Origin of the sequence: Microbulbifer okhotskensis (assembly GCF_023895975.1) — a bacterium.
GTDB lineage: Bacteria > Pseudomonadota > Gammaproteobacteria > Pseudomonadales > Cellvibrionaceae > Microbulbifer > Microbulbifer okhotskensis.
In genome coordinates this window covers 1-23,445 of the sequence record NZ_JALBWM010000066.1, presented here as the reverse complement: position 1 = coordinate 23,445, position 23,445 = coordinate 1, and the positions used below count along the sequence as shown (strand labels likewise).

18 protein-coding genes and 1 riboswitch are annotated in these 23,445 nt (G+C 50.4%); of the genes, 6 read left to right on the top strand and 12 right to left on the bottom strand.

The window, feature by feature from the left end; translation table 11 throughout:
- The 4 genes from MO867_RS14350 to MO867_RS14340 form a co-directional block, all read left to right on the top strand.
- A partial coding sequence (locus MO867_RS14350; protein ID WP_252470241.1) for a hypothetical protein occupies positions 1-248 on the top strand: 248 nt, incomplete at its 5' end.
- Between the two features lie 88 nt (positions 249-336).
- Positions 337-828 carry a hypothetical protein gene (locus MO867_RS14345; RefSeq protein ID WP_252470239.1) on the top strand — a complete coding sequence of 164 codons (492 nt, stop codon included), beginning with the start codon at positions 337-339 and terminating at the stop codon, positions 826-828.
- Between the two features lie 474 nt (positions 829-1,302).
- Complete coding sequence (locus tag MO867_RS24350) at positions 1,303-1,485, top strand: hypothetical protein (RefSeq protein ID WP_444875283.1); 183 nt, start codon at positions 1,303-1,305, stop codon at positions 1,483-1,485.
- Between the two features lie 436 nt (positions 1,486-1,921).
- On the top strand, positions 1,922-2,437 hold the full coding sequence (locus tag MO867_RS14340) for a hypothetical protein (protein WP_252470237.1): 516 nt from the start codon (positions 1,922-1,924) through the stop codon (positions 2,435-2,437).
- Positions 2,438-2,518: 81 nt separating this feature from the next.
- On the opposite strand, the gene MO867_RS14335 is transcribed toward MO867_RS14340, so the two are convergent.
- From MO867_RS14335 to MO867_RS14320, 4 genes are all read right to left on the bottom strand, one after another.
- Positions 2,519-6,526, bottom strand: a complete 4,008-nt coding sequence (locus tag MO867_RS14335; RefSeq protein WP_252470235.1) for a translocation/assembly module TamB domain-containing protein — start codon at positions 6,524-6,526, stop codon at positions 2,519-2,521.
- Positions 6,526-8,325: an autotransporter assembly complex protein TamA gene (locus MO867_RS14330; RefSeq protein ID WP_252470214.1), complete on the bottom strand. Its 1,800-nt coding sequence runs from the start codon at positions 8,323-8,325 to the stop codon at positions 6,526-6,528. The genes MO867_RS14335 and MO867_RS14330 overlap by 1 nt, the downstream gene beginning before the upstream one ends.
- A gap of 177 nt (positions 8,326-8,502) precedes the next feature.
- Complete coding sequence (locus tag MO867_RS14325) at positions 8,503-8,877, bottom strand: hypothetical protein (protein WP_252470212.1); 375 nt, start codon at positions 8,875-8,877, stop codon at positions 8,503-8,505.
- Between the two features lie 107 nt (positions 8,878-8,984).
- On the bottom strand, positions 8,985-10,964 hold the full coding sequence (locus MO867_RS14320; RefSeq protein ID WP_252470210.1) for an acetoacetate--CoA ligase: 1,980 nt from the start codon (positions 10,962-10,964) through the stop codon (positions 8,985-8,987).
- Between the two features lie 167 nt (positions 10,965-11,131).
- Here MO867_RS14320 and MO867_RS14315 point away from each other — a divergent pair, with 167 nt between their 5' ends.
- Complete coding sequence (locus MO867_RS14315; RefSeq protein WP_252470208.1) at positions 11,132-12,010, top strand: LysR family transcriptional regulator; 879 nt, start codon at positions 11,132-11,134, stop codon at positions 12,008-12,010.
- A 37-nt stretch (positions 12,011-12,047) separates the two neighbouring features.
- Here MO867_RS14315 and MO867_RS14310 read toward each other — a convergent pair whose 3' ends face one another.
- From MO867_RS14310 to thiC, 7 genes are all read right to left on the bottom strand, one after another.
- Complete coding sequence (locus MO867_RS14310) at positions 12,048-12,521, bottom strand: Dps family protein (protein ID WP_252470206.1); 474 nt, start codon at positions 12,519-12,521, stop codon at positions 12,048-12,050.
- A gap of 392 nt (positions 12,522-12,913) precedes the next feature.
- The gene (locus tag MO867_RS14305; RefSeq protein WP_252470193.1) at positions 12,914-13,663 is read right to left on the bottom strand and encodes a HesA/MoeB/ThiF family protein; all 750 of its coding nucleotides are present in this window, start codon (positions 13,661-13,663) and stop codon (positions 12,914-12,916) included.
- The gene (gene thiE, locus MO867_RS14300) at positions 13,657-15,219 is read right to left on the bottom strand and encodes a thiamine phosphate synthase (RefSeq protein WP_252470191.1); all 1,563 of its coding nucleotides are present in this window, start codon (positions 15,217-15,219) and stop codon (positions 13,657-13,659) included. The genes MO867_RS14305 and thiE overlap by 7 nt, the downstream gene beginning before the upstream one ends.
- Positions 15,220-15,226: 7 nt before the next feature.
- Positions 15,227-16,033: a thiazole synthase gene (locus MO867_RS14295; RefSeq protein ID WP_252470178.1), complete on the bottom strand. Its 807-nt coding sequence runs from the start codon at positions 16,031-16,033 to the stop codon at positions 15,227-15,229.
- Positions 16,034-16,035: 2 nt separating this feature from the next.
- On the bottom strand, positions 16,036-16,236 hold the full coding sequence (gene thiS / locus MO867_RS14290; RefSeq protein ID WP_252470166.1) for a sulfur carrier protein ThiS: 201 nt from the start codon (positions 16,234-16,236) through the stop codon (positions 16,036-16,038).
- A complete protein-coding gene (gene thiO / locus MO867_RS14285; RefSeq protein ID WP_252470154.1) occupies positions 16,236-17,309 on the bottom strand; it encodes a glycine oxidase ThiO in 1,074 nt (357 codons plus the stop codon). The genes thiS and thiO overlap by 1 nt, the downstream gene beginning before the upstream one ends.
- 113 nt (positions 17,310-17,422) lie before the next feature.
- Complete coding sequence (thiC, locus tag MO867_RS14280; RefSeq protein WP_252470152.1) at positions 17,423-19,333, bottom strand: phosphomethylpyrimidine synthase ThiC; 1,911 nt, start codon at positions 19,331-19,333, stop codon at positions 17,423-17,425.
- An 86-nt stretch (positions 19,334-19,419) separates the two neighbouring features.
- Positions 19,420-19,518, bottom strand: a riboswitch (TPP riboswitch).
- A gap of 274 nt (positions 19,519-19,792) precedes the next feature.
- On the opposite strand from thiC, the gene MO867_RS14275 reads away from it, so the two are divergent.
- Positions 19,793-20,719 (top strand): SGNH/GDSL hydrolase family protein, encoded by a 927-nt coding sequence (locus tag MO867_RS14275; protein WP_252470150.1) that lies wholly within the window; start codon positions 19,793-19,795, stop codon positions 20,717-20,719.
- 79 nt (positions 20,720-20,798) lie between these two features.
- On the opposite strand, the gene MO867_RS14270 is transcribed toward MO867_RS14275, so the two are convergent.
- Positions 20,799-22,361: a thioredoxin domain-containing protein gene (locus MO867_RS14270; RefSeq protein ID WP_252470148.1), complete on the bottom strand. Its 1,563-nt coding sequence runs from the start codon at positions 22,359-22,361 to the stop codon at positions 20,799-20,801.
- Positions 22,362-23,445 lie beyond the last annotated feature (1,084 nt).

Below are 23,445 nucleotides of genomic sequence, written 5' to 3'. Positions count from 1 at the left end.
ATTCTAGGTCTATTCTGTTCGTTTTTACACCGATTTATATGGGACAGCCCTGCCTATGGACCTACTTGGAATTTGGAGCTGCAACGAACTTCTTCGATGGCTCCAAGATCTGGCCTGAAGGCTATCAGCCAAACTTAATGCGAACTTACTTATACTGGGCAACACTAATTACTGCCCTATATTATCCGTGCAAAAAATACCTTAACAAGAAGAAGGAAAGTGAATCATCAATATACTCTTATGTATAAATAGTCGTATAATTTATTGACCTGAAAGGCCTAGGGTAACTTATACCCCAGCATACATAATTTAACGCTATAAAACAGGAACCAATATATGCTCCCAAAAATAGAACGCTGGATTGATCAGACAATCCTTGACTTCAAGGACAAAAGACATTCCTGTGATCAATTTTCATCAGAGTTTGATGGGTATTATACCAAGGACTTTCTGTTCAAAAGCCATTTTGTTGTAGTCGATGAAATCCCAAAACCTACATTCCCTGAGCTTTATCAAGCTGGCCTTGGGGATTTTGTTGATATGGAAGTAGCAGGCATCACCTATAAGGACACCTATTTTGTCATGGCGCCTTACGCGATGGATCTGTCACTTCATTTTCATGAGTTAGTCCATGTTCATCAATGGGCTCTCCTCGGACCTGAGGTTTTCATCCAACGCTATATTACCGAGATTCAAACTTATGGCTACAATTCAGCACCTTTGGAAGTAATGGCCTATAGCCTCCAGGATCAGTTCATGGAAAGGACGTCCCCGATAGATGTTTCGAAGTACGTCCAAGGAGAAATAGAGGAGGCCTATCGCCTCTAGCCCCACTCTATTCCCCGCTGAATAATCCATCAACTGATTTACACTTGATTTTTTTTGTGGATCAATGCGCTTATTTCGACAATAGTCCGCCAGACGCTACCATTAAATACCGCATATTTAATATTGAAATTAGAGAATGTATAATTTAAACGCTCGATTACTATCGACTGATATCATAATTAGAGTCTCCTTACGATGAGATGGAGCAAGTTAAGGGCGTTAGTTGAGGAGAATTTTTCCTCTTCTGTCAAGGGCTGAATATCGATCAACAGTACCACCTATGGAAATTGTTCCTGCGGCCATGCCTGGTTAACCGTGGATAAAAAGGTCGTCGCCAACTTTCGCTCCAGAGCTTTCTGGAATCGAGCTAATGACGATTATTACAGAGAAAATAATCGCTAGGTAATTATCGGTCTCGTTCCGGATCATGTTACTGCCTCACAAAAAAGAACTTACGGTGAGGTAGAATACGAAGTGCTATCGCGACAAGATGCCTATCAGGCATGCGGGGAGTTTATTCATGATCTCAATATCGAACAGGCATTTAGGTCAAATGATCCCTTGATCCAATCCTTGGCGACCTTGGATAAACGTCTAGGCAAGCGCAGATTAAGAGAAGTTGATACTGCCCTACTTCATCCTCTAACAAAAAACTGATGTAAATACGCCTGCAGTTAGAGAATATACATTCGCCCGTCTCCCCTTCCCCAATATGAGCTATTAATTACTTCTTTTATTGACTGTGTTATTTATGCCGCTAGAAGCATAACCTTAATGCTGACTTTATCAATATACAGTCTATGATGTGATAAATTCTTTATACTTCAAGATTAGCTGTATGCGACAAGCCGCCCGCCTACTGTCCATCATCATCGTCTTGCTCACCCTCCACCCGGCAACGGCGGCCTCACCGGCTAGTTGAAAACCCGTTTTTAACCATCAGGATAATAAAGTTGCCGAAAATAACCGCTGCACTCAAATAGAGTTCCAGCCAAGTAACACTGCGGGGGCTGCATCAATCCAAATAAATAGCCGTGTAAAGGGTTCCTGTGCCTATACCACAGCTGTCCGGTGCGATAACGCAGATATCAGGATGAAAGAAATTTCAGCAATCGATTTTAACGTCACAGTTCCCAGAGGAAAATGTAGCCCGACCGAGTGGATCGCCGTTTATATGTTTCCCTGGTGTGGGCAACTGGGTGGATGTTGGGATGGCGGTGAGAGAGAAGTGGATTTTGTTGAAACTACTGGCCCTGAGGGTTCTGGTGTCTTCGCCTCCAACCGGGGTGGGCGCGCCAAGCAGGTAACCTGGGTTAACCTGACCTGCTCCATCAGGGTTGATAGCGGTATCCGCCAACACCTCACATTTACTTCGCGGAAAATCACCTCAGGACAAGGTAGAGGGACCTATCAGTGGGACATTAGGATCTGTGATGCCTCGGCTTCAAAGTGTGATAGCAACAATCAATTATGGCATGCGTATCGTGAAACCGGGCCTGATATTTTTGATGAATCGATGATGATTGTTATCGACAATTGGGGCATCAATAATCCCCCCCAATCAGGTTGTCGCCTCGAAGTGACAGACATGCTGATCACCAAGGATTAAACCCTATCGATTGCCGCCTGTTGAGAAAGCTCCCTTCAATAGCGCTCAGTTAATTTAAAAGGTAGGCCTGAAAGAGACGGATTAATAGTCCTTCTTCCATTGCAACTCCACACTGCCAGAACCACTATCGCCATCATCTGCGGTTTTAAACTCCAGGTTGAGATTGTCACGCAGCTCTATCTGCATCTCCGCCTGCCAGGGGCTGAGGGGGTCTGTGCTTCTCTGCAATTCCACATAAATTCGATTGGTAATGTACTTCCCCAAACTCAGCGCGTACTCATCCCCCTCATCCCCTGCTTCCTGCTCAACACTGAGTGTGTCTAAGCGGAGCAGTTCACGTGTCTTGGCAATGGGATCCAATACGGCTCGCCCTGATTGTAAGCTGCGTACAACACTGACCAGGCGCACTGCTTGCAGCGGTGATATATCTGACAGCGATTTACCAAAAAGTAGCTGTGCCAAAATCTCATCTTGCGATGCGGATGGATCTGAAGTGAAGCTAATATCTAAATCTGTCGCAGTACCGGATATTTCAGCGGTGATTTCACCATCGCTATATTCATAAATTCCTTCAACCAATATTGCCACTTCATTATTTTCGAAGCGAATTTCACCGTCTCGCAAGTCGAATTTTTTGCCAAACAAATCAAAACTACCGCGAACAATTGTCAGCTCACCAGAGGCCTGGGGTTTGGCTGCTGTTCCACGGATATCCACTTGCCCGCGCAGCTGTGAGTTCAGGCCCAGGCCACGCACATAAGACTGCTGATCCAGCACGATCTCGACATCCAAGCCGATTTTTGCGAATAGCGGCGGCGCTCGTTCCACTTGGGGGCTGTCAATTTGTACTTCCACCACCTGAATCTCGGGGATACTGCTACCAATCCACTGCTCAATTTGTACCGCCAGCGGCCGCAAGGTGAAGCGCCCGGTGACTTCAGCGTCCTGAGCGGTACCGGATAACCGGGCATCACCAGAAATCGCACCTCGCACACCGGGTGAATTAAGAAGATGGGCCCGGTTCAAGCTTAAAGTAATATCCAATGACGGCTGACTATCAGCAGGCAGGAAGATAGCGCCACTTAGATTGATTCTTCCACCATCACCATCGGTGGCACTACCCCGCTCAATACGCCACTCTTCCGGAGACAGATGTGCATAGAAATTAATATCAGCAATGTTTGTATGACTGGGACGGTGCTCGTAACCGGCATTGCTCAACTCGACATCTCCGGTTAAAAGAGGACGCTGCCAACTCCCCGCGCCATCGACGCTGAAACTCAGCAATCCACGCATCCGATGAACACGGGGGTCAATAAATTCGGCTATCACCGATAAATCAGCCGTACCTCTGCCCTGTAACTTGAAAGGAAGCTGCTGCACGCTTCCTTGTTGGTTATTTTCTAAAAATAGTTGTGTGAACAGCGGGGCTATCAGCAGCTGTATCTGACTGTTAATTGCACGGCTGCCGCCATGCTGAGCAAGCAGGGAGGCATTGAGTTCGCCATTTTCTGTCTGCCAGTCCAAAATCATAGAAAGAGGTTGAACCTGTAGTCCGCCCTGCCCACGGCCCAGTGCCTGCCCAGTGGCTCGCAGCTCCCCCTGAAACTCAGGTTGTTTTGGACTGCCAGTGATACTCGCATAAAGGCTGATATCGCCACTGCCAGTCCTACCGCTGGAAAAGCTAGCCGCCAGATCTGAAAGATCCCCTTGACCACGAAGTTCCAGGTCGAGACGATCGGCATTCAGGCTGCCCTGCACCGACAACTGATTGCGACCGGCCCATAAAACCTCAACGCCATCGATAACTAGGCTCTTGTCTAGGTAGTCAACACTACCCTGTAATTGCCAGGACTCCAGACGATAATTTCCCCCCGCAATCAGATTGGCTTTTATTTGCGGGTTCGAAAGAGAACCATCAACCCTGCCGTCCAGGCTCAGTTCTCCTTCAAGGGTGTTGGGCAAGGACACACCCACAAGGTCTAGCAGTAACAGCGGGAGGTTACGTGCACCTATATCAATTTTTAACCGATCCCGTCTAAGCTCAAGGGAGCCGTCAGCCTGCAATAGCGCCACCCCCACCCGACCGAGCTGTTTCGCATCTTCGGCAAGGGTGGTCAAACGGCTATGGTTTTGCAGGGGTTCCGACTCACCCTTATCAAAACCGGAATAGGTGAGCGGTGATTGAGGCCCACGATTCCCCGACGCAGTAAATTGATTACCGTTGCCATTGGTGAACAGCTCCAGGCGCAGATCACTGACCTCAATAAGGTCCAGATTGCCACTGGCTTCACCTTTGAGGTTAAAGGGGTAATCCTGTAACTGACCATCAGATTTCAAGTTGAGTTCAACCTGGGGGTTGGACCAATCTCCAAGCAGTCTTAGCTCTGAGGCAATCCCCAAAGTCACGTTCTCGACCTCCGTTATTCTCAGGTCATCTTGTAAACTAATACCCTTAGCATCCAGCTGTAATTGTAGATCCACCTGTTTCTGTTCAATATCAAGCTGGCCAGTTACATCGACATTCAGCTTTTCACCGCCGAGTACCATCTCATCAATACCCAACGTATGCAGGTTGCCACTGATGGCTGCGGTCAATTCACTTTGCAAGTCGTGGTAGGCAGTCACCGCACTGAGCGAGATTTTTAAGTTGGGGTTTTTCCACGAACCTATGGCCTCCAGGCGCAGTTGATGCAAAGTGCCCGAGAGAGCGGGAGGAATTTCTACCGCATCGGCCTGCGGCAGAGAGGCGACAAGCCTGCGGATTTCTTCAACTCCCAGCTCATCAAGTTCCCCCACCAGATCCACGGCTTGCAGGTTAGTATCCACGGTTCCTACTACGCGCGCCTCAGCACCGGCAAATTGCAGCTGCAGGGTTTGCAAATCTATCACACCGGCTTGGGTATCCACCCGCCCTTCCAATTGCAGCGGTTGCTTTCGGTAGCGACTTTCGAGTTGTAGCTGGCCGGTAATATCGGGTTGGCGAAGAGAACCCTGAACCATCAATTCGGCGCTCAGCCAGCCGCTATCGAGTACATCCTGCCAGGGACGAGAGAGACTTAGAGGTATTTGGTTGAGATTAATTTCTGCGTTGACCCCATCTGCGCTGATGCTCCCTGCCAGGGAGCTGCGACGCTCATCCACCCGCAACCAAATACCCTTTGAGTTGAGGTGCCAGGGATTGATATCTACTTCGAGACTGCCTGTGACACTCAGATTATGCTCGGACAAGGGTGCACTGAGCGAGTCAATATCCAGCAGTACTCTATTCCCCTGACGACGCAGAGAGAGAGTCCCATGGGCATCCAGCGCCTGCTGTTCCGGCAGGTGTAACTGTCGACTGACAAACCCCTGTGCCGCTTCACGGGCGGTGAACTCCACTACAAAGCGATTGCCATCTCTCTCCGCGCCTTCGACCACAAGGTTGAACTGCGAGCCTTTTAGTTCCCGTACGTTCACCTGCAAGTGGGCTCCCTCATCATGCCAGCGATACCGGGCACTGGCTTGGATAGCGATCGGGGGAACATCTAGCTGGCTGTCTACCAGTTGCAAACGGGAAATCTGTATCTGGCTGAGTCGAAAAGCGGGTACTAGCAGCTCCCAACGGGTTGCCGGCTTCTCCTCAGTGGTTTGCTCAATTTTCTCTCCTGCAGATTCCGCCAGCGCTGCGAGGAACTCATTGAGAATATCGAGATTCAGTAACAGGTCTTCGGCCCCGAGTCGCTCGATATCAATGGGGTCGCTAGACAGTGTGTTGAGTTTTATCTCCAACATCTGGGCTTCAGCCAGGGTATTCGCTTTGTAATCAACCCTCAGGCGGTCAAACAACCAAGCGCCCAGTTTTTCACTGCGAATACCTTCAGCTTCGATATTGAGCCCCTCTACCCACTGTTCCGCGAGGTAGAAAGTCCCACGGGTAAGTCCCACCCTACCGGGCTCTGTGCCGAGAAAATAAATCACCGACATCAGCAGGAAAAGGCAGATACCTGTCACCAGGGAACCCCGCGCGCCCAAAGAGTGCCAGAGACCGCGCAGGAACATGCCGACTCCGCGGATAAAGCCCAGCGCAAATATCCCCAACCAACGCATCAGAATGCCTGCCCCAAACTCACATAAACCTGGTAGCGGTCATCAACTCCGTCGCGACGATCGAGGGGAAAGGCGATATCCATGCGAATGGGCGCGAAGGAGGTGATATAGCGCACACCGAAGCCCACGCCCCAGAACAAGTCGGAAAACTTGGGCGCTGGGTTCTCATACGCGTTGCCGCCGTCGAGAAAAAGCACTCCCCCCCAGGTATCGTTAAAGCGAAAACGCCCCTCCAAGGAGATTTCACTGAGCCCCCGTCCACCAATGGCATCGGAAAGTGACTCCTCCCCCTCCGCATTAATCTCTACCAAACGCGGACCCAACTCCTGATAGCCATAGCCGCGCACCGAGCCACCACCACCGGCATAAAAGCGCTCATCCGCAGGCAGCTCAAGATTCGCCTCTCCAGTGATAGCGCCGGCTTTGATCCTCAGCGCTAAGGTCGGCTCGTAGCGTATCTCACTGGCCGTTTTGTACGCGGTGATCTGCAGGGTATTTTTGATAAAAGTGGTGCTGGTATTTCTCAGGTCAATATAGGGTTTCACTTCCAGTGCGGAGGTCGCGCCGCGGCGGGCATCTAGGGGTTTATCCGTAGTGTTCAATTTGAAGCCCAAGGGGAATGCTAAAAGGCTGTAGTTTTCATCGGGGTCACCTTCAGCAACCGCCCCCTCCACTTTTTCATCCACTTTACTGAACTTCAGCTCCGCGCCAGCACTGAGAGTGCGGTGCTTACTGATTTTTCGCGATATAAGACCGCTCAATGTCAGCGCTTTAGAACGATAGGAATCCTGATCTTCCCCGGTGAGAGCAACACTCGCGGTAAACCGCTGCTTGTCATGGAAAAAGCGCGGTATGGTGAGCTTGCCTTCCAAGGTTTGCTTGACCGGGTTCAACTTGCTTTCAACTTCAATTTTTTCTCCGCGGTGGAACACATTGCGATGCTCCCAAGCCGCGGAAACGCCCGCACCTTCATCAGAGGTATACCCCACCCCCAAGGTTATGGTGCGGTGATTGCGCTCCCGAATCACAAAGATGACATCAACCAAACCACCGTAGGGTTCAGACACTTCACTGGTGACATTGGAAATCAACTTAGTGCGCAACAGGCGCAGTTGGGCAGCATCGAGCTTACTGCGGCTAAAACAATCTCCCGGTTTAATCTTCAATTTATCCCGCAAATAGTCCTCTTCAATAGAGTTGACTCCTTCAATACGCACCTCCCCCACTCTCACCTCGGGGCTTGGAGCCACTCGATATTCCAGCCTAGCGGCAGCTTCCTGGTGAATAACCGTCGCTTGGTAGGTGACATCGATATTTAGCAGGCACGCATTGTCATTCAGGTACTTTGTGATTTTCTCAATCCCGGCAAGTACCTCACTGGCCCTAAGCGGGTCGCCGACGTGGATCGGTAAACCGTTAAACCCTGAGCGCAATCCCGCCGGCATCAGGATATCCAAACTTTTTACGTGATATTGAGGGCCCGGGTTAACGTTGTAGGCAATCTCGCGTCCCGCCACAGATTCACTCACAGAGGCATCGTAGTAACCCTGAGAACGGAGTAATTTTGCCAGATTTCCCCGTTCATAGTGTGCAATATCCGCAGGGTCCTCATAATTTTTCAGGGCGTTACTGTTCTTACGCAACTCATTTAATTCAGTGGTCAATTTTTGCTGTAAGCGGGGATCGCCCTGCACCAGGAGAGAGAATCCTGGCAGGCTATCAAAGAAAGGAATAGCTGCCGCCCCCTGAAGAGGCAGCAAAATCATGGGAATAAACAGCGAGACCAAGAGAATACGCAAGATCTTTTTCCAGTGTCAGTAGCGGCTACCCTGCACATATCCGGGTATCCGTTCCCTCCGTATGCTGGAATACCCAGCTGTTTTATACAGCCGGATCAAATTAATCGGCTTATCTTGTTTAACTGGCTATAGCCGAGGCAGTAAGCCCCATGTATCGACAGGCAATGCAGCCGGTAATTATGGCTGTGTCGTTGGATTACCCAATAGCGGATTACAGTCCTGAATAATAACCCGCCCCTGCAGGATATTGCCTTTGGAGTATTCTGTAAAAATACATTGATTGGTCTTGGGGTTATAATTTTCCACCCACAAGTTATCCTCTTTCCAGGTGGCACCGATATGTCGGTATCCATCCGGAACAGAAATGCGCATAACGCCGCCAAAGCGCTTCACAAAGACTTGTTCATAGTGGAAGTAGTAGGCCAGCCAGCCGCCAAAAAAGAATACTGCAGCCACAATAGCGCCGATTTTGGTGCTGCCCATACGGCTGCCCACAAAAAGAGAAAGCACGACCAGAGCAAGAACCGCCGCCCAGTACAGATAAGTAACCATGACTGTTTATCTACCGTAAATTATTGGTGTTTGTAGGGAGAAGGGTAGCGCAGAACCACCACAAAAAAAATGGCGCTCGGTTACACCCCCTTACTCCCGCAACTAATTCAGTCCTCTGCCAGCGCCGACAAATTTTCAAATAGTGACAAAGCCTCGGGGTTGGCCAAGGCCTCTTTATTTTTTACCGGCTTGCCCTGTACGACATTGCGTACCGCCAACTCCACAATTTTTCCGCTGATAGTCCGTGGAATATCCGCCACCGGGATCACTTTAGCCGGCACGTGCCGGGGGGTGGTATTAGCCCGAACTGTAGAGCGGATTTTCTGAATCAGCGCTTCATCCAGAACCACGCCTTCGCGCAGTACGACAAAGAGTACCACTCGCACATCATCATGCCAGGGCTGGCCAATACAGATGCTGTCGAGTATTTCCTCAACTTTCTCTACTTGTCGGTAGATCTCTGCGGTACCGATACGCACGCCACCGGGATTCAATACCGCATCCGATCGGCCGTAAATAACTACACCGTCGTGCTCGGTAATCTCCGCGTAATCGCCATGGGCCCAAACACCGGGCCAATTCTCAAAATAGGCACCATGGTACTTAGCACCATCCGGATCATTCCAGAAGGCGATGGGCATACAGGGGAAGGACTTAGCACAGACCAATTCGCCCTTCTCTGCCGTCACCGGTTGGCCATCATCATTCCAGACTTCTACCGCCATTCCCAGACCGCGACACTGCAATTCGCCGGCATAGACCGGTAATGCCGGGTTACCCAAGGCAAAACAGGAAACGATATCAGTACCCCCAGAGATCGAAGACAGACAGAGTTCGGCCTTTATATCCCGGTAAACATACCGGAAGCCCTCGTGTGCCAGAGGCGACCCGGTAGAAAGCACAGCGCGCAGCTTTTCCAGTTTGTGGCTCTCTCGCGGCTTACATCCGCTCTTTTCCAGCGCGGCAATATATTTGGCACTGGTGCCGAACACGCTGATACCTTCTTCATCCACCATATCCCACAGGTTGCTCGCTTCAGGAGAGAACGGCGAACCGTCAAACAGCACCAAGGTGGTACCACAAGCCAAGCCGCTCACTAGCCAGTTCCACATCATCCAACCACAAGTGGTGAAGTAGAAAAGGACATCCTCCCGACGCAGGTCACAGTGCAGACGGTGCTCCTTCAAGTGCTGAAGTAAAGTGCCGCCGACCCCGTGCACAATACACTTGGGCACTCCGGTCGTACCTGAGGAGTACATAATGTATAGCGGGTGGTTAAATTCGGTTTGAACAAAGGCGAGTTCTCGCTGGGGTGCTGCAGTTTCAAAGTTCTGTAGTAATACCGCCTTATCCAGTGACTCAGCCGCCAGGGCTTGGGTTGTTGCCTCCTGGGAGCGGGCTACCGGCACCACCACCAGTTTTTCGATGGAATCGATGCGGGCGATAATCTCGCGCAGACGCGGTAGAGAGTCGATCACTTTGCCGTTATAGAAATAACCCTCGCTGGCGAACAGGATTTTCGGCTCCACCTGGCCGAAGCGGTCAAACACTCCATTGATACCGAAATCTGGCGAACAGGAAGTCCAGATGGCACCGAGACTGGTGGTCGCTAGCATTGCTACTACGGTATCAATGACATTCGGCATAAAGCCAGCCACGCGGTCCTCTGCAGACACACCCTGATCGGCCAGGGCTGCGGCAAGACGCTCTACCCGGCTATACAACTCCGTATAACTGAGCTGGCGGCGGTTGCCATTTTCCAGGCGCTCGACCAGGGCCGGCTTGTCATCGCGGAAACGCAACAGGTTCTCAGCAAAGTTGAGGCGAGCCTCTGGGAACCATTCGGCCCCGGGCATGGTATCGCGAGCGAGAACGACATCGCCCTTGTGTGAGGCCTGAACTCCCGTGTAATCCCACAACGCCATCCAGAAAGCTTCGCGATCATCGACAGACCACTGATACAGCTCGGCGTAATCGTCGAGATTCAGCTGGTGCTGCTCATTGACCCTGCGGCGAAATTCATCCACCTGGGTAGCAGCAATGGCCTCTGCGCTCGGTTGCCAGAGCAGTTGCGAGTTATCCTTCATTTCAACAGACCTTATGGCTCATTATTGTGTTTTCAGCAGTCGCCCTTACAGGCACAAGAGCGCAATCATGCCCTGCTCTTCAAGTTAAAACTATTTTAATCTTTTTTAGGTTTGTTAAATAAAAGTTAACATGACCAGCCCCAATATTACCCTGGAGTAAGCACCCTGTGAGTGCAACGATCAAACAACTGCGCGCTTTTGTCACCGTGGCCCGCAGCCGCAGCCTGGCACAGGCCAGCGCACAGCTACACATCTCCCAGCCCGCGTTGTCGATCGCCATTCGCAATCTGGAAGATGCGACTGGTGGCCAGCTATTCAGTCGAGAAGCCCGCCAGCTTACCTTAACGCCGGAAGGCGGCGACTTCCTCTCGCGCGCCGAGCAACTCTTACACAGCTGGGATCAGTCCCTGGATGCTGTGCAACAGGCCTTTCGCCTGGAGCGCGGACAGTTGCGGCTGGCCGTTATCCCCGCCTTTGCCTTGAACCGGTTACCCGCATTATTAGCCGACTTCCATCGGCGGTACCCGCATATCAATATTTTGCTCGAAGATGTGGTTATGGAGCAGGTCACACAATCGGTTCAGGAGGGCCGTGCCGAACTGGGTATCAGTTTTCATCCCGATGATTTGGGCGGACTCGAATTTATCCCCTTTAACCGGGATCGGTTTATCGCTGTGGTGCCGCCGCAGCACCCACTGGCAAGCAAACCAAAGGTACGCTGGTGTGACTTGGCCAATTTTCCGTTTATTGCGATGAATCGAGGCTCTGCTGTGCGCCGCTGGACCGACGATGCTTTTCAGCAAAGTTGCAAAGCCGTCCATTATGCCTGTGAAGCCAATCAACTGAGTACTATCGGACAACTTGTCAGGGCGGGTTTGGGCATTAGTGCGGTACCTAGCTTGTGCGAGGCCCAGGTACGGGAATACAAATTGAAGTGCCGACCGTTATCTGCGCCGGTGGTCAGCCAGGAAGTGGGGGTGTTATTAAAGAGCCGCGACACTCTCTCGACACCCGCTAATGCATTTTTGTCTGCAATCACCGGGTAGCAGCATATCGGGGGCACAGTGCCCCCGGCGCTATTTGCTATTTACTGCTGGTGGCGCGCAACATCCAGGCAGTTTTTTCATGCACTCGCATACGGTCTGATACCAGCGCGATCGTGGACTCGTCATCACCCGCCTGTGCATCCTTTAAAACTTCGCGACAGGTTTTAATAACTTGCTCATGCCCCGTGGTGAGAATTTTGACCATTTCCTCAGCCGGGGGAACCTCAACCACTTCCTTGATGGAACTGAGCTGGGCAAAAGCCTGGTAAGTGGCGGGGGCGACGACCCCCAAAGTACGAATACGCTCGGCAACATCATCTACGGCGGTAGCCAGTTCGTTGTAGTGCTCCTCAAACATCAGATGCAACTCACGGAACAGCGGCCCGGTAACATTCCAGTGGAAATTGTGCGTTTGCAGATATAACGTATAGCTATCCGCCAACAAATGCTTTAAACCGGCTGCAATTTTTTCCCGGTCTTTTTCACTGATACCAATATCTATTTTTTTCATAACACAAATCCCTCTTCCGAATACGATTGCCACTGAAATGGTTGTGCAGCCATTCTGGTGTCTTAAATCACTTCTCACAAGCTATCGAGTCAATAGCTTATCTATATAGCCAAGTCAGATTAATAAGGCACTAAAAAGGCAGGTATTTCTACCCGCAACAAGTGCCCCCCAAAAAACTGGCAGAGTTTCCTTCCAGAAAGAAAAGATTTATTTAAGAAAAATATAAATCATCCTGTCAAAATCAATACTGGCCTTTCATCGATTTCACCATAAAAAAATGCGCCACGATGCCCACCATACGAGAACGGCGACATACTCAGAGCTGGAAAATCCATTAATCGCCCACCCGGCATTAAGCTGCAAAAAAAATCTCGCCGATAAAATAAGATTAATTAGGCACTGCAAACCGCACAGCTGTCATGGGCCCGCAGCTGCAACGTCTGCAGGGCAAATGTTTCGGTTTCGATTAAATGCAGAGTACTCAAACTCGATACCGACATGCCCATCAGGTATTTGATAGCCTCCAGTGCCTGCATACTGCCAACCACCCCCAGTGCCGGACCGATTACACCGGCAGTAGAGCAGTTTTGTACTTCAACCTGTTGCTGTGGGGGAAAAAGACAGGCATAACAAGGGCCCTTGCCGGCACTGAAATCAAAACTGATCAGCTGGCCGGAAAACCCTTGTACCGAGGCCATCACTACCGGGCGCCGTGCCGCGTAGCAGACTCGATTAATCGTGTGGCGAATGTCTAGGTTATCGGTGCAGTCCAACACCAGATCCACCTGTTTCACATGCTCGCGCAACCAGGACTCATTGGCCATCTGGCTGTGCGGGTAAACTCGAATGGTGGGGTTGGCCGCAGCCAGCTGCTGTGCCGCTACCAGCGCTTTGGATTTGCTCTGGTGATTAGTTTTGTACAATACCTGGCGCTGTAAGTTGGAGAGATCGACATGATCGCCATCTACCAGGTGCAACTCGCCAATGCCGGCAGCGGCGAGATACAGTGCCGCCGGACTGCCGAGGCCACCCAGACCGACAATCATAATTCGCGCCGAGGCCAATTTTTCCTGCCCATCTTCTCCCACTTGGGGCAACATAATCTGGCGACTGTAACGCTGTAATTCTTTACTGCTTAACATGGCTCAACTTCCGCATGCTTATCTTCTAAAAGGGCCTTTAACTCGGCGAGCGTCCGTTTATAATTGACCGATTTGGTAATGGCACTGACCACGGCGACACTGCCGACACCCGTGGCTATTACCTCTGGAACCCGCTGTAGGCTAATTCCACCAATGGCCACCAGTGGATGATCCGGCAGGAGAGCGACCATCCTCGCAAGCTTCTGCACCCCCTGCAGCTGCTCCGACATATCCTTGGTATTAGTCGCGTAAATAGCACCGATTGCCAAGTAACTCGGTCGATAACGGTAGGCCAGCAATAGCTCATAAAATCCGTGGGTACTGATACCCAGTTTCAAGCCCGACGACTGAATTGCTGCCAGATCTGCTGCCTGTAAATCCTCCTGCCCCAAATGAACGCCATAGGCTCCGCACTCAATCGCCAGCTGCCAGTAATCATTGATAAATAGGCGCAAATTATAAGATCTGCCAATCGCTACCGCCTGCTCAACTTGTTGGCGCAGCCCCTCACCGGGGTCTTTAATCCTCAACTGCAAGGTGCGCACACCCTGATCGGCAAGGCGTTGCAGCCACTCCACACTATCTACCACTGGATATAAACCCAGTTTCCTGGAATCCATCTCGGCAAACCCTTGAACCCGTGGCTGCATGTTGTCTTGCGTGTTCAGGCCGTAATCCTGCGCCCGCGTTTCACCCGGTACCAATACCTCAGGAAAATCCGCTAATTCCAGCGGCCAGCCATAGTGCCCTACGGGGCCGGCACCAGCTCCGATATGCTTATTGGCAGCAAGACGCAAACCGCGTTGTACATAGGCCTTACCCACTACGCAGGCATCGCGTAACGGGTAACCCAAGGCACGGCAAGCGGCAATGGCAGAAGACAGGGTGCAGCCCGTACCATGGGTATTCTCACTCTGCACCTCTCGGCCAATAAACCAGTCGGCCTTGTACCCATCCCAAAGCAGGTCAGAAACTTCTCCCGGCCGCAATTGCAGGTGGCCGCCAGTGACCAATACTGCAGCCCCGCCCTGAATATACAGTTGTCGTGCAGCACTCAGAATAGAGTCAGCACCCCCAATCTTCATTTGAGTGAGCCACTCCAATTCATGCAGATTGGGAGTGACAAGATCACATTGAGGTATTAAGTGGGATTTTACTTCAGCAGTAATGTCACCCTCAGTGAGACCTGAGCCACTGGTAGCAACGGCAACCGGGTCATAAATTACCGGAACTGGCTTGAGTCCTTTGAGAGTGCGTAAAAAATCAGCTACTGCCAATACCTGTTCGGCATTAGCCAACAGACCAATTTTAATCGCTATGGGAAACAAATCCCGTTGCAAAGTCTGTAACTGGGAATCTAGTACTGCCGTGGAAACCGCATTAATCGCAACCACTTCGACCGTATTCTGTGCCGTATTGGCGGTGATAGCACTGCAACCGTGGCAGCCAAGATCGGCAAAAGTCAGCAGGTCTGCTTGAACCCCTGCGCCACCTCCGGAGTCACTGCCGGCAATCGTCCAGACAATCGGTGTATCCGTCAAAATTTGATCTCGCATCAACGTCTTATTCCTGCAGCATATTTTCGGCCTGCTGCCAAAAGGGCATATCCAAGGTGGGGGTACTCGGGCTGGCGGTTTGACACCTGAGCATCAAACCCGCATTAAAAGCTGCGCGCCCGGATTCTACGGCCAGTTTGAAAGCCTGCGCCATCAATACTGGAGACTGGGCTTTGGCGATAGCGGTATTCAGCAGCACTGCATCGAATCCCATCTCCAGGGCTTCTGCGGCCTGTGATGGAGCACCAATACCCGCGTCAATAATCAGCGGCACATCGCTCAGACGCTCGCGTAGAGTTTGCAGGTTATATTTATTTAATAGTCCCTGCCCAGTGCCAATAGGTGCCCCCCAGGGCATCAGCACCTCACAGCCCACATCCAGAAGCTTGCGGCACAATACCAAGTCATCGGTGCAGTAAGGCAAGACTTTAAAGCCGAGCTGAACCAACTTGCGCGCCGCTTCCACCAAGCCAAAAGGATCGGGCTGCAAATTGTAATCGTCACCGATAATTTCCAGCTTGAGCCAATCAGTCTGGAAAATTTCCTGCGACATTTTCGCCAGCTCTACCGCTTCCCGGGGAGATTTACAGCCAGCGGTATTTGGTAACAATTGACAACCGGATTCGCGAATATAATCCCAGAAGACATTATCCTGTTGCTGTGCGGGATTCTGCCGACGCAGTGACAAGGTAATAATTTCCGAAGCGGAAACTTGCACTGATTCACGCATTATCGCGGGAGACGGATACAAAGCGGTACCTACCAGAAGTCGGCTGTTAAATGTTTTTCCATAAAGCGTTAATAGATCATTCACGCTTAGCCCCCCACTACTGGCGCCACGATATCGAGACTATCGCCATCATGGATATCAATCACTGAATACTCCGAACGAGCGACAAAGCCACCATTAACCGCCACGGCAAATATCTCGCCGCGATAGCCTAATTGCTCTAAAAGCGCGACGAGTTCTATAGAGGACTCAAAACTGTGAGTATCCCCATTGATTAAAACCTGCATCAAACCACCTGTAACAATTGTTGCGCCACTAGATTTTCCACTTGTTTCACTACCGCCGGTGCCAGAAGATAGCCGTGACGATAGAGACCGTTCACCCGAATCAGTCCCTGTTCATTTTGTATAACTGGCATATTGTCCATAGTGGCGGGACGACAATTGACTCGAGTCTCCAAAATACGAGCCTCGGCAAAAGCCGGATTGAGGGAGTAAAGCGCAGAGGACAGCTCCATGCTGGAGCGCACTGAAATGGGGGACATGTCTTCGCTTTCAATTTCCGTGGCGCCAATCACCGTGCGTCCGTCACTGCGTGGCACGGCGTAGAGTTTGTAGCGTGGATGCAGCAGGCGCACCGGGCGCTGTAATACAACTTCACGAGACTCGACTACCATCACTTCACCGCGGACACCCCGCAAGCCTTCAATCTGGCCTTTGGCCCCGAGACCGCGACAGTCGATAACACCATCAAATGCCTCATCCCCTTGGGCAAGAAGAATTCGCCCAGGCGCGCAATTGACCTTGGTACGCTCTCGCAGTTTTACGCCGTTCTCACGCAGAACGTGCAGCAGCACGGGCAGTAAGCGGTGATTGTTGATATCTGCCTCACCACGCAGGTAGAGGCCCTGCTCAAAGCTGTGCAAAGCCGGCTCCAGCTTAGCCAGGGATTTTGCATCCAGGGGTTGCACCTGCTCCCTGGCCGACTCGCCCAACTTGCCCTGCAACTCCCGTAAGAATTGCACCAACTCACTTCTATCCTTGCCATGGGCCACCAATACAGAACCCGCTCGGCGAAACTCCACCGCGCTGCCGCTCTGTTGCTCCAGCAGCCTGGACCAGTCTGACCAAAGGTTAAGGCTCTGCAGCCCCTGGGTATAAACCTGCTTCTCACTGTTGACCAGTTCCGACAACGGCGAGATCATCCCCGCCGCCGTCCAGCAAGCCCCTCCAGGCATCGACAGTTCGCCGGCTTCAAACAGGGTAATATCCAAGTTGCGCTGGCTGAGTCGCCAGGCGAGCAGCCGCCCCAACAGGCCGCCGCCGGCAATGGCTATTTTGGCTTTGGTTTCACTTGTCACTGACCACCTATTTTCACAAATCCAATTAGATACCCGGCGATAGCAACTTCCTTTTCACCACCACATACAGGTTCCCCAACTTTGGGGAAGATACTCTTCCCCAAAAGTCTCGGTCAGCCCTTGTGGTAAATCTCACTGCCCATGTCTTTAAATTTAATCGACATTTCTTCCATGCCCAGTGCCGCTTCCTGCTTAGCTGCAAAGTCACGCACATCCTGGCTGATTTTCATTGAGCAAAATTTTGGCCCGCACATGGAACAGAAATGCGCAACCTTCCCGGACTCTTTGGGCAGGGTTTCATCGTGATAGGTACGCGCTCGCTCCGGATCCAAACCGAGGTTGAACTGGTCTTCCCAGCGGAATTCAAAGCGGGCCTTGGACAGCGCATCGTCACGCATCTGTGCACGCGGGTGGCCCTTGGCCAGGTCCGCCGCATGAGCGGCAATCTTATAGGCCATCAGGCCCTCTTTAACATCCTCTTTATTGGGTAGGCCCAGGTGCTCTTTAGGCGTCACGTAGCAGAGCATCGCACAGCCATAGGTACCGATAAGTGCTGCGCCAATACCGGAGGTAATGTGGTCGTAACCGGGGGCAATATCAGTGGTCAAAGGACCGAGCGTATAGAAGGGAGCACCGTGGCAGTGCTTCAGCTGTTCATCCATATTCTCTTTGATCTTATGGATGGCCACATGTCCCGGTCCTTCTATCATGGTCTGTACATCGTGCTTCCAGGCAATTTCGGTGAGTTCGCCGAGGGTATGTAATTCGCCAAACTGGGCCTCGTCATTGGCATCGGCAATCGAGCCTGGGCGCAGGCCATCACCGAGGCTGAAGCTCACATCGTAGGCTTTCATGATTTCGCAGATTTCCTCAAAGTGGGTATAGAGGAAATTCTCTTTGTGGTGTGCGAGGCACCACTTGGCCATGATGGACCCCCCCCGGGATACAATACCCGTCATACGCTTGGCCGTGAGAGGCACATAGCGCAAAAGCACACCCGCATGAATGGTGAAATAATCCACCCCTTGCTCCGCCTGCTCGATCAAGGTATCGCGAAAAACATCCCAGTTCAGGTCTTCGGCAATACCATCGACTTTTTCCAGTGCCTGGTAAATTGGCACTGTGCCTATGGGCACCGGTGAGTTGCGTAAAATCCACTCGCGGGTTTCATGGATATTGGCCCCGGTTGAGAGATCCATTACCGTATCGGCGCCCCACTTGGTGGACCACACTAGCTTTTCCACCTCCTCTTCAATCGAGGAGCTCACCGCAGAGTTGCCAATATTCGCGTTAACCTTGCACAGGAAGTTGCGCCCGATGATCATCGGCTCCACTTCCGGATGGTTAATATTGGCCGGGATAATCGCCCGCCCTTCGGCTACCTCTCTGCGCACAAATTCCGGCGTAATCTCTTCGGGGATAAAAATTCCGTCACGCGCTTTTTTAAAATCCCGTTCACTCATTGTCGCCGATAGTTTGGCGCGCCCCATGTTTTCACGGACCGCAACAAACTCCATCTCCGGCGTGAGAATGCCACGGCGGGCATAGTGCATCTGCGAAACGTTCTGGCCAGGCTTGGCCCGGCGCGGATTCATTAGGTTTTCAAAACGAATATGATCCAGCCCCTGATCCGCCATACGCTTCTGGCTATAGGCCGCCTGACGGGAATCCAGTTGCTCAGTATCCTCTCTGGCCTCAACCCAACCCTGGCGCAATTTTAATAAACCTTCGCGTACATCTATCCTGAAATTTGGTTCGGAATAAGGACCGGAAGTGTCGTACACCGTAAGCGGTGCGTTCGGTTTTAATACTGGATTTTCAGCATCGCCACCAACCACACTTTCCCCCAAGCAAATCTGGCGAGCTCCAACCTGGATATCAGCTTTATCACCTTGTAAATAGACTTTGCTCGAATTAGGAAAGGATTGAACCGTGAGGTTCTCAAGAAATGATTTGGCAGAATCGCGACTGGCAGCACGGGAGGATTTTCCAGCCTTACTGGATTGTTCGATGATTTCGGACATGCGTAACCTTAAAGCTTGAGAATTTAAAGGTCGCAGCATCCAGGGCACGCAAATAGAGAAAAGCCGACAAACTGTAAAAGAAACAGGCGACTTCAGATCTTGTTCCCTACGCGGGGGTTACCCCGATCAGGTTCAACGGATCTCGCAATAGCGATCTCAGCCCACAGGCACTCCGACAAGCAGTGCGCAGTATAGTGGAAGCATTGAAGGATGAACAGAAACCGTGCCGGTTCATCCTGAAAACAAGTTCTCTGCAAACCGTTCTCCCCCAGGTTAAAGGCTGGTAAATGTTCTCGACGACAAAATTCCAACGTACTTCAATTTATTAAGTCTTGACCAAATGGTCTCAAGTATTCCGCCTCCCCAGATCCCCCCTTCCACCTACACTCCAACACGTTTACCTGTGCAGTATAAAAACGATAAAAATCTAAGACGAAAGTCGATATGGGAGAAAACATAATGTGGAATAAATACGGAGTTGTAGCAACGCTTGCTTTGTGCGTTTTGTCGATTCATCCAGCAATGGCAGCCCCTTCAAAATCCGTCGCTGCCGGCGACAGTATTACCATGGGATTTGGCGCAGATTGTACCCGCAATAAATATTTTTGGGACCTATTTTGCCTATTGGGTGGTGACCAACCGGAACATTCCTGGTTTGATGGCGATGATAATTCAGTCGAAAGTATTCACGATAAATATAAGGTAAGTACTCCCAGTATGGCTGCAAATAAAAATGCAGCGGAATCGGGGGCGGAAATGCTCAGTGGAGGAGATAACTTCTCAAATCAAGCCGACCGAATACTGTCGCAAAGTAATGCGGCAGATCATGTAGAAGTACTATTGGGCGGTAACGATATTTGTAACCGTGAGTGTGTCGACCCAGCCAATTGCGGTGAACCGCTTTATACTGATGGCGAGTGGCGTTCTGCAATCCAAGCTGGGCTCGACAAGCTGGTTAACGGGCTCCCCACTGGATCCACGATTTTGCTTGGTTCTGTTCCACGCGTGCATGACCTGCGTGCAGCAGGGTTAGATAAGCAGAGTGGCAATTCGCGCGTGGACTGTGAGAGTGTCTGGTCAACCTTTGGAATTTGTCGCATTGCAACCAATGGCGGCACCATGAACGGTGAAAGCTTCACCACACGTTACAACGGAATTGCCACCGCACAACAGCGGTACAATGAAATTCTCGTTGAGGAAGCGGTAAACTATAACGGCACAAATGGTGTAGAAGTTATAGCAGAGTATACTGGTGAAGATGAAGTAAATGCAGGCACGTTCCAATTTGGCAAGGACGACATTGACGGTGGCGACTGTTTCCATCCCAGTATTCAAGGCCAAAATATCGTGGCAGATATTATTTGGCAAGGAAATCCAGATAAGTAAATAACTTTCACTGCTCGGTAAACAATGGGCCCGCATGTATCTCAGGTGCTGCAGGCCCAGCTTTTATTACCGGCTATTCCTATTCACCTTCTGAGCTGTTTTCAAAATCATTTAATTCATCAACTACATACTGTAATCGATGAGGTAAACCTTTGCGCATAAAGGTCACATCTATCACCTGGCCACTGCCAAGCGCATCCCATAAAGAATTTTGACCACTGTGAACCCAGCTGTCATTCACTCGCAGTAATACATCATTTTCCTGGAACCCCAATGCGCTAAAAAACTCATTATCCGCAACGCCTTCGAGTCGCATCAAATGATGCCCCTCAACTTCCAGCTCCGCTACAGTGAATTTCGCCTCAAGAATTTCACGTTGCTCCAGCTGCTTGCTCAACCAGTCATGACCCAAGGTCAGTACACCTGTAGGAGCGGTCAGCGTGCGGGTCCCTGGGCCCATCGGCTGTTCGATACGCTGTTTCAGTGCCTTATTGTGCCCTCGGGAATGAGTTAATAAAATACCCGTGCCCTCTTTGCCCTTAAGCAGTAATTTCTCCAAGCCCACACCACTTTCAATAACTGCAAAATTAGAGTGGAGGCGCAGCAGTGAGACGTCTTTTATTAGCTCTTGCCCTGTAACAAAATACTGTGCGCCCTCCCCCGCTACTTCAATCAATGCCTTTGATCTACTTTCATTCGTCGACACACTAACCCCCAGCAATCTAAGCGGTAAGCTGGTAATCGGTAAGTTTCGGTCATCAGTATCTTCGCCACCTAGCCAAATATACTTTTCCCCGGAATTTACCCCCAATAAACGCAGCTCTTTTTCAATCCAAAAAGCATATTGTTCAAATTTACGGGGTCCTTTGAGATACAAACCATTGATAAAAACCACGGGTACATTTTGGAGCCCAAGTCCAACCGCTCGATCCCGATCGTCAAGGACCAACCTTTTATGATGGCCTTCAGATAGACACAACTCAAACTGTTCGATGTCTAACTGAAGCTGCTTGGCTAGTCGAGTATAAGTATTAACGCCGAATTTCGGAGATTCAACGTATAAAGCATCGTGGTATTCCCAAAACCTGTCCTGATCAGCAGCACAGCGAGCCGCAGATGCAGCCTTGATCCCTTGCCGGTGAAATTTCAAAGGAAAATCGAAATTGACTTGGCGCACCCAACCCGCATAGTCCTCGGTCAAACGCCGTATGATGGGCTGTAAGTGCTTGCAATGGGGAGACTGGAAAGAGCAAAATGTTGCTACAGTGATTGGGGCTTTGGCATTACCCCGCGGGTGTAGAGATTCAATAGGCAAGTTGATACGCGGTGGCTCAGGAACCTTCAATAGGATCTCAACTTTTTCCTTTTGCACTCCAACTTCACTTTTAAACTCTGCCAACTCATACAGCTGCTGTATTCGAATCTCATGCTTTTGTTCTTCGATGTCGAACAAAATGAGTGACAGGGCGGCGTCTAACTCCTCAAGACGGATCTCTCTTCCATCAATACGGGCCGCCAACTGTGAAGTATTTATATTTTCAAACTCCTGCAGATCAGGAACCGTCTCCTTCGCACACCCAGCTATCAGACAAACAATGCCGACCAGAACGAACAATCCAAGTAGTGTTTTTATCCGCCTCATTGAAAGCACCTTCACTTTTTTCTTTCGATCCTAACAACCCTGCGATAAGCAACCTATCAATTACCCCATAAACACGAAAAGCCTTCTAAAATTGCGACCAATTCCTATATCCATGTCAGGAATATCGACCATCTTCGCAACCGATGATCAGGTTAATTTTTTCTTGTCCCTCAGATGGCGCCAAACACAGGCCGAAACAATATGAAGCTGTTGAACAAGCCAGTTCTCAGCTAAGTCACACGCTGGCTAATTGGAAAATGGCTTGCGTACTTTGCAACACGGATTTGTACGCTACATCCGTACAGCTTCCACGACAAATCACACAATTACATACTTGATACCAAAGCCCAAATACCCCTACTTGAAGATACCGTAAACAGCTCTTGATTGAGGGTTATCCGCCTATGATGGAACAGATACCATATTTATGTATGAAGCTAACCTTATGCCTGCTCAGTTACGCTCAGACTTGGGGGTCGGCATAAAACCCTCAAAGAAACACCTGCAATACTCAAGAACACTCAGCAAACTTGACCTGTAACTGCTCGCTGTGAACCCCTAAGGGCATCGTAGACAAAGAGTGCTTGTCAATAATATTTGCTCGAAGAGAGCAAGCGGGTTCTAGCATCCCGGAATAGAAAGTCCAGCCACTACATTGCAACTCGATAGATTACTCGAAATATGTAAATAGATCCCCGGTCTGATTTCATCGAGCACTCCTGAATAAAGCAGAGGTTTTTGTATAGATTTTCACAGGGATGCGTTATTAACAGAAAGACTGGATATATCTGTGTATAACTCCATTAAATCCGCTACAGCCCCCGCCATACGGGGCATTAGCGCAGCGATCAAAAATCCATCGGTATTTTTTGAAGAGGATTTAGGTATTCCCTGGATCTAACTTGGTACTTTCACGGATTCTTTTTTAGGTTTTTTTTAGATTATTTGAGATTAACTTGCCAGGAATGCTTAAAAAAATGAGGAGAAAGGTGCTTTGAGTACTGTTTTTATAGGGATAATTAATCACTGCTCAAGTAAAAACACCCTAGATGGCCTGTGCAGGTTTTTAATTTAATCTTTTGCA